Origin of the sequence: Spartinivicinus ruber (genome assembly GCF_011009015.1) — a bacterium.
GTDB lineage: Bacteria > Pseudomonadota > Gammaproteobacteria > Pseudomonadales > Zooshikellaceae > Spartinivicinus > Spartinivicinus ruber.
The window spans coordinates 3,657,254-3,674,304 of record NZ_CP048878.1 but is presented as its reverse complement, the minus strand read 5'-3'; the positions used below and the strand labels follow the sequence as shown (position 1 = coordinate 3,674,304).

The window sequence follows — 17,051 nt, the reverse complement described above, 5'->3', positions numbered from 1 at the left end:
TTAGGTAAGCTTGCTGAGCTAAAAAAGATTTCACTCTACACATGCTAGCCAAGGAGGCACATTTGGTGCCTTTTATTATCTTCTCAAAACTTTTGTTAGTATAAACTGATTATAAGGCTTGGTTTAAAAGATGACCATGCCCTTTGATAAGTGTCTATAGAAGGTTTTTTCAAATACATGGTTGTCGAGGTAAATGTCTACAACTGATTCACTTTTCTATGGAGTCTAGTCAGTTTACCCATTGAAAATCAATCACTTGGATTTTACTACACACCTAGACCCGTTTGCTCAATAAACCACTGTCATAAGTTGCTATACTAGTTACAAAGCTTTATATCTAGTAGAACCTATATGCTTCAATACATTCGAATATCTTTACTGTCACTGTTACTATTTAGCTCTTACTTAGTAGCAGTAGACCAACCAACAGTTATAGCTACTGGAGATTGGGCTCCTTTTACTGGTAAAAGTTTGCTAAATGGTGGAATGTTAGTAGAAGTAGTTGAAACAGCATTAAAGCAAACAAAGTACAGGTATAAGATAGACTATCTACCCTGGAAAAGGGCCTATAAAAGCTTAGTAGAAGGAGATATTGCAGGATCTTTCCCATGGATGTTGACTGAAGAACGCCAAAAGCTATTTTCCATTTCTGATAGCATCTATCAATCAACAGAAAGATTTTTTGTAAGTAAAGATTTCAGCATAGATTATAAAAAAGATCAGGACATTAAGGGGTTGAGCGTATGCTTACCATCAGGTTGGACACAAGCCCCAATTCAAAAATTTCTAGACAATAAAATATTAAATTTATATCAGCCGAAAACAGAAGAGAATTGTTTTGAAGCCATAACTCTAAAACGTGCTCATTTGTATTCAGTCAACTCTATATCTGGATGGGAAGCAATTAAGAAAGCAGGTTTAAAATCAAGTGATTTTAAAATACTAGGGCCAGTTATTAGAGAAAATACATTTGTTCTTCTTGGTTCAAAAGAAGATAAAAATAGCGCTAAGCTTATTAAAAACCTCAATGAGGGTTTGAGAATAATTATAAAAAATGGTGTTTATCAAGAAATAGTTGATAAACATATATCTGCTATTCAAGGGAAGTAACTTTTTTGAAAAGAATAGCAGCCATATCTTTAGTAGATATGAATTCATCTAGTGTTTACTCAGAACACCTATTCAGGGCAACGAATAGGTAATATTTTCTATAAATGACTTTTAATGTAACAACATATCAATCTAGTTTTTTGATATGTACTTTGTTCTTTTCTGAAGATAAGGCTCTACAAATAATAATACGTTTCTCAAGAGAAAGTACAAAATTCACAGATAAATGCAAATAATAACGGTTATTATTCATTGTGGTTTATACAGCAACTTCATTATAAAGAATGATATCTCGGGAGCTTGCTCCTGAGTAGTCGAGCTGAAGAAGTTTTTTTAATCAAGCTAACACATATCTAACGAATGCTTTTTTTGACTTTTATCAATGTTTACTATTATTAATAGCTAACTTATAGGATTTCTATCAATATCTAAAAATAGTGTTAACTTTATTGTATAGCCGTTTTTTTATTGACACTCAATCAAAGAGTTTATTTCTACTAACAATCCACAGTATTTTCTGCACAAGCTGACACACTGTACTGACTTATTAGTTAATAGCTGCAATTTACTGATAACGCTTCCATTCCATTGACTGTTTTAAGTGATAATGAAAATGATGTACGACCATGAGGAGACTACACGCCATAAACGTTCTACTCCTACAGAGCCTAGCACGACCATAGGTGAACGTTACAGTAATCGTGAAATTGGTTTACTTAAACTTGAATCAGCTGGTATTCAAAGAGGTTTAAAAAATCCCGAATCTATAGATATTCCTGGCCTGCGTAGTGGCTTAGCCAGCATCGAAATGAAAGCATTTTTTCTTAAAACCGAGCTAACACCTGTCCAGCAGGGTGCTCTTATTAGTCGCATTAAGACGAAAAGCCAGCAAGAATTTATTTCAGCAGTTCTTGATAAATCAGCAATTATTGCTGGTGATTTTCAACAAGCAGGGGGAGACTCAATTCGATTAGTACCTCAAGATCTTTTTCTTTCTCAAATAGCCGGTGGCGACAAGTATAGTGGTCGATGCTATCCATTGGTTCGAGCCATGGCGGTTGCAGTAGCCAAAGGGAATGACTCAATTAATGGTTTTGTGGATAGACTTTTTGTAGCTGCAGCAGATCCAGAAACACCTTCATCAATCTCATTGAGGCAAAACTTAGCCCATTTGCATGTTAACGTTACCGCTAAGCAAGCAGAAACTTCATTAGGCAATCTTGGCTTATCAGGTGTTGTAGAAAATATCAATGAAGCAGAAACAACATCAGTATTTACGTTAAATACTCGAATGCATGCAATGCTGGTCGGTGTTCGGGTTGATGGAAACAACCGGTCTTTTTATTTTTATGATCCTAACTTTGGACTTGCTGTTTTCAATAGTTCAAATTCTCTGAGCAAAGCACTTAATAAACATTTTAAAACCCGAAAGTTTGCGAAATTTTATCACGCCTTTGGCACTGAAGCCGCTCCAGAATTTAACTTGCGCCAAATAAATACTGAACAAATGGCTGAAGTGAGCACACTCGTCAGTGGTCAGAAGGTGGAAGATTTGATTAGTGGAGACGGTTTTCTCACCGTGCGAGAGCAGTTAGCACAACTGGACACTACCAATCCCATCAAAATCGGCGAAGTGGATGTTACCCGAACGATGCTCTATGACATAGGTGCCACCATTGATGGACAGCGTATTACTTCTGGCTTATCGCTGGATAGTGCCGATACCCAAAGACAGATCCGTTTTAACCCTGATGCTTTAACTCAATTCTTTACAACCGCCAGTGATGCCAGTGCAGCAACAGGCAAGCGAGCATTAACTGCCCTTGGCGGGCAAAGTGGTGGGGTCACAACACTTCTACGGGAGGTAGGGTTAGAAGCGACACAAACCCGGGCACATAACTTACTTCAACAGTTGCAAACCAGTGCAACGATCACCGAGCTACGCACAACAGCTAGTGCCAATCCGCAAAGTGTTGTAACTAGCTTGACGAATAAAGTCAGTGGGGGAATGCAAACAGTTTCTATCTTATCTGGCGTTACCCATAGCATTAACGCTTTTCAAAAAGGAGAAACTCGAGAGGGTGCCATTGCCATTGGCTCAGTAGCTGCCGAATTAGCCTCAATTCCTGTTGAAACAGGAATTCGTACCTTAGGACAGCGTATTTGGCAGTCCAGTGTTCAAAGCGTTTCGACCACCGGCCGCTTTGCCAGTGCTTTAGGCCGAACCTTAGCTCGGGGAGCAGGGGCTTTAGCCAGTGTACTAACATTACCCTTTGATATTTACTCAGCTGTCGACAGCTTTAAAAAGGCGGCCAACGCACCTTCCAGCAAAGAAGCCCAAGACCATTACGTCATGGGAGGGATGGCGGTTGCTAGTGCGATTACTGCAGTGGCCTTAGGGATTGCTGCCGCAGCAGGTGCGTTAACCGCAGCGGGGGTAATCGGATTAGCGGTAGGAGGTGTATTATTGATTGGTGGCCGAGTTTATACGGCGGTCCGCACTATTGAAGCCATTGATGAATATGTAAATCTCTCCACCGGTGATCGTTGGAAAATTGGTGCTTCCGTGGCCTTTGGCTTTGGGGTGCCGGAAGAATTTGAAAAAAGGCAGGCGATTGCCCAGGGGCGCAAGCACTTTGATAAAACACTACAGGATCAATACACAGAACAGTTACAAAAACCGGAGCTCACAAAAGCTGGGGTGGGCACGTTTGTTTATTCTCGTGGGGAGGTTGATGCTGAACGTACAACAGGCTACAGCGTATTTAAAAAAGTCAGTGTCAGAAATTTTTTTCCAAAAAATCCCATGGAAGTGGCTGAAATGGAAAGATATCGAAGTCAAGGCGTTCAGTATATTTACCAGCAAACGGAGATACGAGACCAGTCACGAGCAGAAGCTGAGCGTTTAGCCGCTGAACGTTACTCAGGCGTTGAAACCAAAATCTTCGCTTCTGGTGAAGGCCCTTATATTCCCTTCCTTAAAGACAGTAATGACACAATAGACGTTTCAAGTGGCAGCATCCCTTCGAACAGTGATGTGGCAGCGGTATCTACTACAGCTCCTGAAGAAAAGGCAGTGTTATTTCAGCTGGGAGCAGGAGTGGATGATGCAATAGGTTATCAAGAGCGTGAAAACATTTTTATAGCAGGAGATGGCCGTAAAACCTTTACTGGTGGTAATAAAAACGACAATTTTTTGTTTACGGCTACTCCACAAGCAGGTGTTCACACCTTTCATGGCGGGGGTGGTAATAACACCTTGGTGATTGCAAAAGAGCCATTGGAGGGCAGTTCAGGCTATTTAATCGACCTAAGTGACTCAACAACAGGTACTTATTCCTATGTAAGGTCGACTGGATATTCACATGGTCATCCAGGTGATGCTTTGATAAGAATTAAAAACATTAGCAATGCTATTGCTCCAGCAAATAGTAACGATATGGTCTCTGGTACTCCTCAAGCTAACTTTCTTGATGGTGGCGGTGGAAATGACGAACTTAAGGGTTTTGGCGGCGATGATATTTTTATAGTACGAGCAGGTACCAAGGCAAAGGGTGGGGCAGGAAATGATGTATACCTGGTTAAGCGGGGTAATGGTTTTGCCACGATTAATGATACGCCACTGGATTACGCCTCAGAAGAAACCTCTGTCGTTCATTTAGATTATGACTTAAGTGAAATACAAGCATGGCGACTATCGAATAAACATCTAGTGATAGAGCTTGGCGACAGTGATGCAAGTCTGACGTTAACCATTGAAACGATGTATCCCTTGATTGGACCCAGCCCCAAAAAGCTGCTAGGTAAGAAAATCGCTTTTCTTAGCCGAGATGGCTTCTTACTTACCCCTAAACTTCCAGCGATTCTTGAAGGTGAGCCAGGTGATGTAGCGCTTCGCATCAGTGCAACCTATCTACAAGCAAACGATCCTCTTCGCAAAAATGCCGATAGCGGTATAACCCTAAACGTAGCCAATAAAGCCATTCAGTTTGCTGATGGTAACAGCATCACCCTGCCCGATAATTATGACTTAGTGGCTGAAGGTACCTTGCATGCGGATACTATCACAGGCTGTGATGGTAATGATTATCTTGCAGGCCACGGTGGTGCCGACACCTTAATCGGTGGTAATGGCCAAGATACCTATGTAATGGCCGCTGGTGTTGGTGATGTCATCCTTAATAATACGGCATCTGACCAGCAAGTTGACTTTTTAGTGACGCCAACAGAGTGGGAAGATCTTTCTTTTCAACGTGGAACAGGGGATCAATCCAGTGACCTTATAATTGAAACTAAATTACCTATCTCGGAGGAACTGGCAAATGAGCTGAAAAAGCAACACCCTGATCTCTCAGTAGTTAACGGTAAAGTTGAGCGCAAGTTACGTGTAACAGAGTTCTTCGGTAATGAAGCGAACCGTCATCTTAACTTGGTTACTCAAGATGGCATCCAACGGGGCTTAGGAGTCAATGACCAAGGCGAACTGTTTATCACTATAGTGGGTGATGAGTCTGCTAATAGCCTACAAGGCCATGCTAATTTTGCAGGAGCATTGGTTGGACTTGATGGTGAAGATACTTTATTAGCAGGTGATAACGGCGATAATCTCTATGGTGGTAAAGGCGCTGATACCCTCACTGATGGTAATGGTAATGATAAAATTTATGGTGATGATGATAATGACACCATTATAATTGCCCATGCTGGTACGGATGCTGTATCAGGTGGTGCAGGAGAAGACCAGATTAAAATTGATCAGACCGCTACAGGAACTAAGCTTATTACCCGGCTATCCGGCGACGTCGCAATAGATACTGTTGTATTACCGTTTTCACCGATTGGTGCTTTCTATAGCCGAGAGGGACAGCACTTAGTGATTACTGAGCAAAAACCTACTGTAGCTAATGAGCCTGTGCTCTCAATAGTGTTGGTTGATTACTATAACACTGAGCGTAACCAGGCATATCAGCTTTGTACGATGATAGAAGGACAACAGATTTCTATTGCCAGCGAAACCTTAGCTGATTTTGCTAAGTTAGCAGCACTTCGAACAAATCATTTATCAAGTCAAGCAGAAAATAGCGACACTTTAATTCAAGCAATGGCAGCACTGCCTGACAGTGTTGCGATAACAAGTGCTGTTGATGCACCTCAAGTGAAATCTCAGCCTACACCAATAGATTTAGCCTCTGCTCCTTAATATAAAAGCCACCATTTAATGGTGGCTTTTAATATGATGTCAAAACAGGAACTAATAACTGATGAAGTCTACAGCAAGTGTTTTTTGCTCTATCAGGCTGTCAGATTTTTAACCCTAAACCAAGTGATACACCACCGAATTTTCAATTAACCATTTAAAACAATTAATATATGTAAAATAATTAATATATGTACTGACGTACTTTTAATAAATTAGTAATACTCAATAATTTATGACTTATATCAATCTAAATAATTTATTTTAAATTAATAATTAACTTAAATTATGGCTGGATAATTGATATGAAAAAGGTTGTTAGTTGTTTTCTCATTTCCCTATCTTTACTCAACGTTAACGCTTATTCTTCAGACTCAGAAGATGAAAACCAAGTTGGAATGTGCTCAGGACCCTATTTTGATTCGTTAGGTGGATGCGCACTGAGCGACAGAAAGATCAAAACTGACCCAGTTGCTTTGCAAGAACCACTAGAAAAACTCTCAAAAATAAAGGCTTATCAATATAAAATACCATACATTGATTACAACACTTTAACCTTGAATTTAAAGGATGAAATCGGTGTTATCGCTCAAGATGTAAAAACCGTTTATCCTTTGGCTGTCTATCGAGATCAAGACAAAGGATTGTTGGGCGTCAATTACTCCAGGCTAGTAGTACCGCTGATTGCTGCAGTTAATGAATTAAATAAGAAAGTAGAAAGGCTAGAAAAACAGTTAGAAGAGCAAAAACAATAGGTGTTCAATATTAAGGTGAAATACTCATGAAATGTCTTGTTGCTCCTTTACTTGCAGTCACATTAGGCTTGTCTCTAGCTGAATATATGGCTTGTTTTACCAGCTGCTATGATGAGCCAGTCAAGCTTAATTTTTCCTAATTATCACTATACCTAAGCCATTAACTGCTGTATATTTGAACAGCATGGAAACTTAATTGAGAAGGTATAAATAATGGCTATCAACAAAGTTCAATTTCAAAAAGGCCTGAGTTTAAACGAGTTTCTCAAACAATATGGTACAGAAGAACAATGCTTTAATACCTTATACAAATTGCGATGGCCAGAAGGTTTTCAGTGCCCCAATTGTGGATACGACAAATGCTGTCAACTCACTACTAGAAAGCTTCAGCAGTGCTATAAATGTCACCAGCAAACATCTGTAACTGCAGGTACTATCTTTGAATCAACCAAATTACCATTAAAGACTTGGTTCCAAGGGATGTATTTGATCTCCCAAGACAAAAAAGGTATATCAGCCATAGAATTACATCGCCATTTAGGTATTTCCTATCAAGCTGCCTGGAGAATGAAACATAAGCTCATGAAAGTGATGCAAGAAAGAGAAGGCACCAAGCAATTGTCGGGTTTTATTGAAATTGATGATGCCTATCTTGGTGGTGAGCGTACAGGTTGCAAAAGAGGTAGGGGAGCAGATGGGAAAATACCTTTTGTAGCAGCCGTAGAAACAACAAAACAAGGTCAACCGACACGAATTAAACTGAGCATTTTAAAAGGGTTTAATAAAGAAGAGATAACGGCTTGGAGTAGGCAGAATTTGGCCAAGGGCAGTACCGTAATCTCCGATGGACTGGCCTGTTTTAATGGTGTCATAGAAGCAGGTTGTCTTCATGATAAAATTGTATGCGGTGGTGGTCGTGCATCAGTAGAGGAACCTGAATTTTATTGGGTTAACACCATCCTTGGAAACTTAAAAAGTGCTTTACGTAGTACTTATCATGCTATTCGCGCTAAATATGCACAACGTTATCTTGCTGAATTTCAGTATCGATTTAATCGAAGATTTAGCTTAGTAGAATTTATTCCTAGGCTAGCATTTGTAGCACTGAGAACACCTCCACTACCAGGTAAGCTACTAAATATAGCTTAGGTATGATGATAATTAGGTAATTTTTTGGAAGGCATTTTTGACTAATCGCTTTTCTTCACTTGAAAAAATAAACCCCGACTGGCAGGTGCGGGGTGAAAAGCTTGACGTACGCTTTTACCTTGCCAACCCTGCTTAGGAATGTATATTTTTTAATCTATATAATGTGGCGCGTTACAATAAATCAGCCTGTTACAGAAAAGAAGGTTTAAAGCACTTTGCAAACTTCTCAGACTACCCACTCAATTAAAAATTTTATTAAAGTACGCTGTGATAATGATCACTAAATAATCTGTACGGTGATATTTAGTCTGATTAAAATTTCATAAATTAATTAAAACTAACTATTACCAGAAGGATAAATCTAAATGGTTCAGCCATTTGATCGGCATAACTCTGCCAGTTTTGATAACTTATTTAACCGACAGTCTCAGACTAATCAAGGTTCCCAACGAACAAAAATAAGTCCAACAACCCGTTCAGGCTCAAATGCCGGTGCTCAGTCTTCCCAAAAGTCGGGTGTACCAAAATCAGTACTTCAGCATACAGTCAATGGAGTTATCGGCTCTTTAAGTAGTGATGCAGTTGAAAATGTTAATTATTCCGTATCTTTAAATGGGGATTTGTCATTACAAGCAGGCTCTATTCTTGAAGCTAGAATATTGGCTGTTAAAGCATTATTGGGTAGTGAAGGAAGTCGATACGAAGATGAGCAGTTATTAAATGTAGCTAATCAAATTCACACTAATGGAGCTAAATCTACTGCAACAGATGAGGAAAAAACACTATCAAAAGCATTATTAAATCAAGAAGCTATCTTATGGGGAAGACAAAGCGCAAGCGATTTATCAAATGGTGCAAATCAAGAGCGACGGCTAGCAAATTATTTAGCATTATGGGAGCTTTCACTCAACCCACCAGAGGTTCCTCAATTTAAGAATCGTCAGCAAATGGCTGAAGAAAAAGTAAGACGTGACTACCCAAATGGTGATTATGGCTCTCAGGCAAAAGCAGCAAAATTTGGAGTACATCATTACACCTTTGATGAAAGAGTGAGTGAAGCATTGAAATTTGGAGCAAGTAATGGCCTAGATAAAGCCTATTATGGCCAATTTGCTGAGTATATAAATAATAATATTGAAAAACTGGCTTCTGCCAAGGCTGCACTGATAGCACAGAATGCTGGAATGGGAGGAGATCAGCTGATTTCCGAACCAAAACGGGTGTGGGAGGTTAGTGGGTTTAAAGAGGTTGTTAATAAAGGCTCTTACTCCACCAGTGGAGGTGGTTATTTAGGTACTAGTACCCGCTGGGAACTAGAAAGAGAGTCGAGTGATGTTGGAGGAATTACGGGCAACAAACCCGCTTTTATATTTGAGTTGAAAAACGGCAAATTTGGCATGGTTAAGCCTGATGGCAATATTCATCAATTTCAGGGCAATCCTATAGGGGCTGATCAATTGCCAAATTGGGGGGGCATAGCAGAAGGCCTTGGTGTTTCACCTAGCGAAACTCGTTATCATGTTTATTCACATAAAGTTACCAATCAGCATGTTGGCTGGGAACGAGTAACTCAGCAAATTAGTAATAACCGTTCGTTACAAAATTTAATTGAGAGTAATGTTCGTCAAGCAACCACTGAACAAATAGATCAATGGAAAGATAATAATTATGGAGCCACTGGTTTTCAAAAGTTTATTCGAGCAGTGGTACCGTTCTATGAAAATATTGTAAATGCAGTGAATGATCCACGCTCTAAACTTGATGTTGCCAGTTTAGTATTGGACTCACTGGATGTGGGAATTACACTACTGACAATGGGGGCTGGCGCTGTAGGTAAGGCAGGCTTTAGTGCAGCAAAATTAGCCTTTAAAGGAGCTTCTGGCTTATCAAAAGCCACTAATGCCGTGAAGGCTGCATTGCAGTCTGTTCGAACAGGTAATGCTTTAAAGAAAGTCGGTAAAGAATTAGCAGACTTTGTTATACCAGTTTTTACAGCTAAGGATATTGTTGTATCTGCTAGTACAGCAGGAGCAAAAGGAGTATTAAAATTAACCGATGTTATTAAGCAACAGTTGCGTAGTGCTGATGTAAAAATATTTGAGCCTACTGGCACGGTAAGGCAGTTTAAATTAGGTAATAAACAGTTTCAGGGAACCATGTTTGAAGGCCAATTATGGTATAAACCTGCGAATGCTGCAAATAATTGGCAGCCAATGAATAAAATAAGTGAACTTGCTTATCGCTTACAAAATGCTGGAGTTGCATCTAAAGGATCAATCAAAGGGCCTCCTGAAGCTGTTCGGGAAAGAATCAATAATTTACCATTTAACGATCCTATTAGAAATGGCTCGCAAGCCATTGAAAAACAGTCGGGTAATTATGCAGGGCAATCGCATATAAAAATACAACAAAATCAGTATAATAGGATAAAAAGCAACTGATATAGAGTGCAACATTGGTAAAAAATAGTACAGTTTTAGATCATTTTGAACAGTTAGATGATCCTCGAATGGAACGCCATCGTCGCCATAAGCTCATTGATATTATTACTATTACGATTTGTGCCGCTTTATGTGGAGCAGATGACTGGGTAGCTATTGAGCGATTTGGTAACGCCAAAGAATCATGGTTTAAAAGCTTTCTAGAACTACCGAATGGAATACCCTCTCATGATACCTTTGGTCGTTTTTTCTCACGCCTTTGCCCTATCTCGTTTCAAAGCTGCTTCATCCAATGGATTCAGTCAATCACTGATAGCTTACCTGGCAAGCTGGTAGCAATTGATGGTAAAACCCTTAGACGATCATTTACTGAACCTGATAAGAAGAACGCTATTCACTTGGTTAACGCATGGTCAATAGAAAATAAGCTGGTGTTAGGCCAACTTAAAACTGATAGGAAATCCAATGAAATCACCGCCATTCCTGAACTATTAGAAGCAATAGCAGTTAAAGGTGCTGTTGTATCAATAGATGCGATGGGATGTCACAAAGCCATTGCTGAAAAAACTCGTGAAAAAGAGGCTCATTACTTGTTGGCAGTTAAAAATAACCAACCTCGTTTATATTCTGCTATTCAAGAACAACTGTATTCTAAAAAAGCCAAAGTGTATCAACGTCCCGCTATAGACTTTCATTCTTCAGAAAAAGAACAGCATGGCCGTCATGAGATACGGCGCTGCTGGGTTTATCACTCAGTGGCTAAACTACCTATAGCAACAGAGTGGATCGATTTAGCGGCTGTCGTTAGGGTTGAAACAGAGCGCACCTTGCAAGGCAAAAAAGCAAAAGAACAACGCTATTATATTTCTAGCCAGCCCTTGTCAGCAAAAGCTGTCAGTGAAATGATTCAGCATCATTGGCAAATTGAGAATAGCCTACATTGGAGTCTGGATGTTGCATTTAGGGAAGATGATAGTCGAATTCGTATAGGCCATTCAGCTGAAAACATGTCCAGGATTAGACAAATAGCCCTTAATATACTTAAACAAGATGACACTTATAAAATTGGTATAAAAAATAAGAGGCTGTCTGCTGGTTGGGATCATGAGTATTTAATGAAGTTGATTTGTTCCGTGTAAATTTATATGCGATTGCCCTGGGTAATTATGTGTTTAGTCATTATAGTTATGATTTGGTTCAGAGTGGCAATAATAGAGGCATTTTAAAGGATAATGATCACCTTACTATTGAAAATACGTTAGCTGCATTCATTACTGAGAAAGCTAATAAAGATAATCCCTATGCTGTAGAAGGTTGGATTGATAACACCCAAAATTTAACTAAACGAGATTTTAACGAAAAACTAAAAAATAATGGTTATGGAGAAGTAGATAACTTTAATTTTCGCCCCAAACCGGATCATCAAAAAGCGAATTCGCAAGCACAATATACCCGTGAAAATGCAGGTGAAATTAAACAAACACCTTCGACAAAAGTTGACGTTGATGAAGACATTAACTTACAGCAATTTACGGACTGGCTAAGACCAAAGCTTGCTAAGCTGAATGTAGACGAAGGTAATATTAATACAATTATTGAATCCATGGAAAACATGACTGGTCGAATGGGTTATGCCTCAGATGAAGTATTTATTAATGCTGGTCAGAAAAAAGACGTAACTAAATTTGTATTAACTGTTTTAAGTGCAACTGATGAGGCAAGTGAAGTACCTTCAATGCTTAGGAGTTTAGCAAAAATACCTAACGCTACTACGAAAAATCCAACCCCAAGACCAACAATTTTTTTGCAACCTGAACATAGTAGTAAAGTTGATGAAAGTTTTGGAAATAACGCTGCACTTATTAAACAAAGATTAGAGTTAGGAAAGCAACAAGCAATACCTGAAGGTTCTGATGCTTGGAGTGCTACATTGAAATTAGCAATAAGTGAGAACTGGGACTGGGTTAAAAGGCAAATTTTGAGTTAACTGATTGTTTAATCGTTACAAAAATTAAAAAAACCTTCAGCTCAACGGTAGTGACTCATTTATGTGTCTACTCTACTTATCGTTATTCTCTTACTGTTGGAAACAACAAGTATTCTAACGATTGACTTTTAATTAGACATATTTTTGAGTCACCACTAACTTTTTCACCACTGAGCGTAATTTTGGCTGGGAGGATAACTTTAAGCTTTTATTAATTTGACTTTAACACATTAGCACATTGCATTATTCACTAAAAAAACCATCGCTCACACGATGATTAACCAACAATATTTTTGTTAAATAATGTTATTTAATTTGTAGGTTGTTTTTGAGTTAACGAATACTATAATGGTGAAATGCTAGGGTTACTCACACCTATTTTTCGCTAAAAAAACTGTAAAAACATATTTTCAGGCTAACAATAAACTATTTTTAAATAATTTCTCCTGCTATTTTGATTTGATCAGGCATTGAGGCTGTAAAGCTCTTCAACGCATATGAAATCGGAAACCAGTAGTGATACATTAAGATTTACAAGTGGCTCTATGTATTGCAAGCTGTAAACATCAGTATAACTCAACGGCTGATATACAGACTCCATGAGTGGCTGGCTCTCGGATAAACCAAGCAAACTGTCAAAAGAATGCACATCGCTCGCTAGCACATCCTCAATACTCAGTACTGCTTGTGCTGTATTCGCATTCATGGGTTGCAGTATATCCATCGTTTCGCTTGATTCAAGTTCACTGCTTTTAATTATATTCCCACTCGGGAACAAGCCAGGATCATCGACCAGAATCGGGTCAACATTCTTACCATAGACTGTCGCTTCACCCGTTGTGGCAGGAATATCGTTTGCCAGGTACTGAAAACTCACATCGGCTGCCTCCGTTATTGAACCGTCGTGATGCATGACTTGAGTGGTACCATGAACCATGACGCTTCCGGCTGCAGTGACATATGAGGTTTCATCACTGATGAGGTTAATGGAGATGTAGTCATCACCGAGTGCATTCCATTCTCCAGTATCAACCTGGCCATTGAGGTTACGGTCTTGCCATAAGTGAAAGGCCGAAAACGCCTCATCTGATGAATCGAGCTGTTGGTTATTATTGGTATCGAAATAGTGTAGACCCGCTAAGTCTGTGGTTGCCCCTTCTAGGTAATGGGTAAACTGAAACTCCAGCGGCGAGCTGACTTGCCCATCACCATTTCGGTCGTAAACCAGTATCGCATCATCCGCCCCAGCCCAGGCTGTATAGTTGGCTTGGCCATCACCGGTAACATCAAATTGGTAAGGGGTTTGAAGGCTAATAAACTCAACCCCATCGCCATCTAAGTCAATTACAACTGGCGGAATGGTGGGAGCCACCCGAATATTAATGGTTTCAGTATCCATCATCACGCCACCTGTCCCTGCATTGCCATTATCCGTAATGGTAACGGTCAGTGCTTCCGGGTTGGCTTGGGTGGTAAGATAGTTCAGGTTGGGGGTATAAACAGCCCCTTCCAATGTGGCATTCACATCGGCGACGCTCCCCATAATGGAGATCGCGGCCGTCCCATTATTTGTGACAACAGCCGTGCCGCTGGCAGTCACATTTAAGATACCATTCGTCACTGTTAAAGAAGCGGTTAAAAGACTGCCAGCATCAGGATCACTGACCACGATAGCGTTACCATTAACCGCTGAGAAAGTCAGAGGGGTATTGGGTGTGGTGCTATCAATACTTTGGTTTTCAAACCAGGCAATCCTGTCATCAAAATGTGAAGAAGACCCGATATCTAAATCACCATCGCCATCAAAGTCCGCTGCGGCTACCGTGTTAGCCCCATCCAGATTAATGCCAATGACATTTTTCGGCCCAAACCCTCCTGCCCCATCGGTATTTTCAAACCAGACGACTCTATCACTACTAAAATCAGGTACAATCACATCCAGGTCGCCATCCCCATCGATATCTTCTGCAAGGGCATTTAAGTAAAGCGTAAAAGTAGTATCAATTGTGTTTTCAGGCCCAAAGGTGCCTAGTCCATCGGTATTTTCAAACCAAGCAATGACACCGGGCTGAAAGGCAAATGCATTGTCTGCCGTTGTAATTACGTCCAAGTCGCCATCCCCATCAATATCGGCAGTGGTTACCCACCTAGCACCATCTTGGGCATTATTAATGATATTCTCAGGGCCAAAGGTGCCCAATCCATCAGTATTTTCAAACCAGGCGATGGTGTCATCTAGGGTGGATGCTGTCACCACATCTAAATCCCCATCCCCATCAACATCGCCTATTGTCACGTTTTCAGCGCCATCCTGGGTATTGCTGATGGTGTTCTCAGGCCCAAAGGTACCCAGTCCATCAGTATTTTCAAACCAGGCGATGGTGTCATCAAGGTTAGATGCGGTCACCACATCCAAATCCCCATCGCCATCAATATCGGCAGCTACCGCATTCTGTACACTATCTTGGGCGTTATTAATAACATTCTCAGGCCCAAAGGTGCCCAGCCCATCGGTATTCTCAAACCAGCCCACCGTATCATCACCTCGCCCAGCAAAGATGACATCCAGGTCACCATCTCCATCAATATCCGCTGAAGTCAGCCTTTCAACACCGCCCCGGGTATTACTGATAATATTCTCAGGGCCAAAGGTACCCAGCCCATCGGTATTTTCAAACCAGGCGATGGTGGTATCATTTTGTGCAGAAGCGATTGCATCGAGATCGCCGTCACCGTCAATATCCGCTGCAATGATGCCAAAAACATTATCTTGGGTAGTACTAATGGTATTTTCTCCCCCAAAAGCAGGGAGCTGGCCAGTGATATTGGAAAAGCCACCCACAGTAATCGCAGGGGTGTCATTTTCTGCTGCGATAATAATAGTTGAGGTCGCTACATTGCTGGTGCCAACTCCATTCGTCACCGCAACGGTAATGGTGCGCGTCAGTGCTGTGCCTCCAATGTTGGGATCATCCCCTGTGTTTTGGTAGTGAATTAAGGCCAATGCATCAGCATAATCGGCGGCACTGGCCGTACCACTTAACGTCATGATGCCATTGGTAAAGGCACTGGCTGTGATGCCGCCAGGGAGGCCACCTGCGGTACTATCGAGTAGTAGGTCGCCGGCTTGTGGGTTCGCTAAAGTAATCACAGCGCCGGTCAGATTGCCATCAAATGGAATATTGACATCCGTATCCGCAATGGCAACGCTTGGCCCACCAGTGCCTACCTCAGTGAATGTGTTGGTAAAGTTGTTACCCACCGCAGTGCTGTCATCTGCATCAAGATCCAACATCGCTTCATCATCGACCAGAGTAAAAACAGCCGGCGTGCTGTTAATCGTCACGGCAAGATGGCTACTGCCTGTTAGCTGCAACTGAATGGTTTCACTCGCTTCAAACCGCTCATCATCTAGAACCTGCACATTAATGGTGGCTGTGCGTTGACCTGGCTCAATGGCTACGATGCCGGTTAATGCTTGATAGTCACTACCAGGGGTGGCAGTGCCTGAAACGGCATACGTAAAGCTAATGGCTTTGCCGGTGTTATTCACCACACCTAAATCCACAATCAATTGACCCGGTTGGGAAGTGCCTTCTAGCACAGTGACGGTTTTTGTCGCTATTGTCACTGTGGTGGGTGGCAATAAGGTTTGAAAAAAAATGGCTTTATCGAGTTTCAAATCATGCGACACACTGGGGACCATGATTAAGGGGGGATGAGTCACTGGTGATTGGCCATGAAAAGGCTGTTGAATCGCATTCACTTCCTGTTGTATGGAAGAATACGTCAGTTTCCGGGGAACTGGTGTGGGGAGCTGATACCCAGCGTCATTATCACTGTCTTCATCAGCGGATGTTGTCTTTTTAACCGATATGCGACCTTGTGAATCAATGGCACTTGGTAAAGAGCGGATGACATTCGCTAAGGCTTGTAGTTTATCACTGGATAAACTACTGGTGTAGATCACCTGGTGCTGCTCAATCGCCTCAGTGATTAAATTTTCCTGATCGTGAACTTGTTCAGCTTGGATGTAAATCGTTTCGCCATTGGGAGCAGTAATGCGAATTAAACTATCGGGTTGACGGTCTATCACGTAACTTGAATTATCAACTGAGTGTTGATCAATAATGGAATGATAAGCGGAAAGTAAAATAACGCCTTTGCCAGAGGGGTCCGGTAAAGACTGTAGCTTTCCATTCGGTAAAAGGATTTTTAAATCATTAAAAGCCTGACTAAGCCTGGGCATACGACACCTATACTGCATACTCCTGACATAAGTATAAGCATAGTGTCTTTTTTCATTTGGATTTGAATTTATGAGCTAACCAGTAAAAAGCGATCAATTATTGGGTGAATTAACTTGCTACCCCCAATTAATCATGAACAGTTTAGGCGATAACGCATTGGCT

General features: G+C 40.8%; 8 protein-coding genes. 7 read left to right on the top strand and 1 reads right to left on the bottom strand.

What is annotated here, in order from left to right:
- The first annotated feature begins 351 nt into the window (after positions 1-351).
- The 7 genes from G4Y78_RS16750 (at position 352) to G4Y78_RS16720 (ending at position 12,639) form a co-directional block, all read left to right on the top strand.
- A complete protein-coding gene (locus tag G4Y78_RS16750) occupies positions 352-1,110 on the top strand; it encodes a substrate-binding periplasmic protein (protein ID WP_163834111.1) in 759 nt (252 codons plus the stop codon).
- A 613-nt stretch (positions 1,111-1,723) separates the two neighbouring features.
- Positions 1,724-6,310, top strand: coding sequence for a calcium-binding protein (locus G4Y78_RS16745; protein ID WP_163834110.1), 4,587 nt, complete (start codon positions 1,724-1,726; stop codon positions 6,308-6,310).
- A gap of 302 nt (positions 6,311-6,612) precedes the next feature.
- A complete protein-coding gene (locus G4Y78_RS16740; RefSeq protein WP_163834109.1) occupies positions 6,613-7,062 on the top strand; it encodes a tail fiber domain-containing protein in 450 nt (149 codons plus the stop codon).
- 213 nt (positions 7,063-7,275) lie between these two features.
- The gene (locus tag G4Y78_RS16735) at positions 7,276-8,211 is read left to right on the top strand and encodes an IS1595 family transposase (protein ID WP_163830705.1); all 936 of its coding nucleotides are present in this window, start codon (positions 7,276-7,278) and stop codon (positions 8,209-8,211) included.
- A gap of 365 nt (positions 8,212-8,576) precedes the next feature.
- Entirely contained in the window at positions 8,577-10,652 is a 2,076-nt protein-coding gene (locus tag G4Y78_RS16730) for a hypothetical protein (RefSeq protein ID WP_163834108.1), read from the top strand.
- Between the two features lie 14 nt (positions 10,653-10,666).
- Entirely contained in the window at positions 10,667-11,791 is a 1,125-nt protein-coding gene (locus G4Y78_RS16725) for an ISAs1 family transposase (protein ID WP_222937513.1), read from the top strand.
- A complete protein-coding gene (locus G4Y78_RS16720) occupies positions 11,779-12,639 on the top strand; it encodes a hypothetical protein (protein ID WP_163834107.1) in 861 nt (286 codons plus the stop codon). Before G4Y78_RS16725 ends, G4Y78_RS16720 begins: the two co-directional genes overlap by 13 nt.
- Positions 12,640-13,102: 463 nt before the next feature.
- Here G4Y78_RS16720 and G4Y78_RS16715 read toward each other — a convergent pair whose 3' ends face one another.
- Entirely contained in the window at positions 13,103-16,888 is a 3,786-nt protein-coding gene (locus G4Y78_RS16715; RefSeq protein WP_163834106.1) for an FG-GAP-like repeat-containing protein, read from the bottom strand.
- Positions 16,889-17,051: the final 163 nt, after the last annotated feature.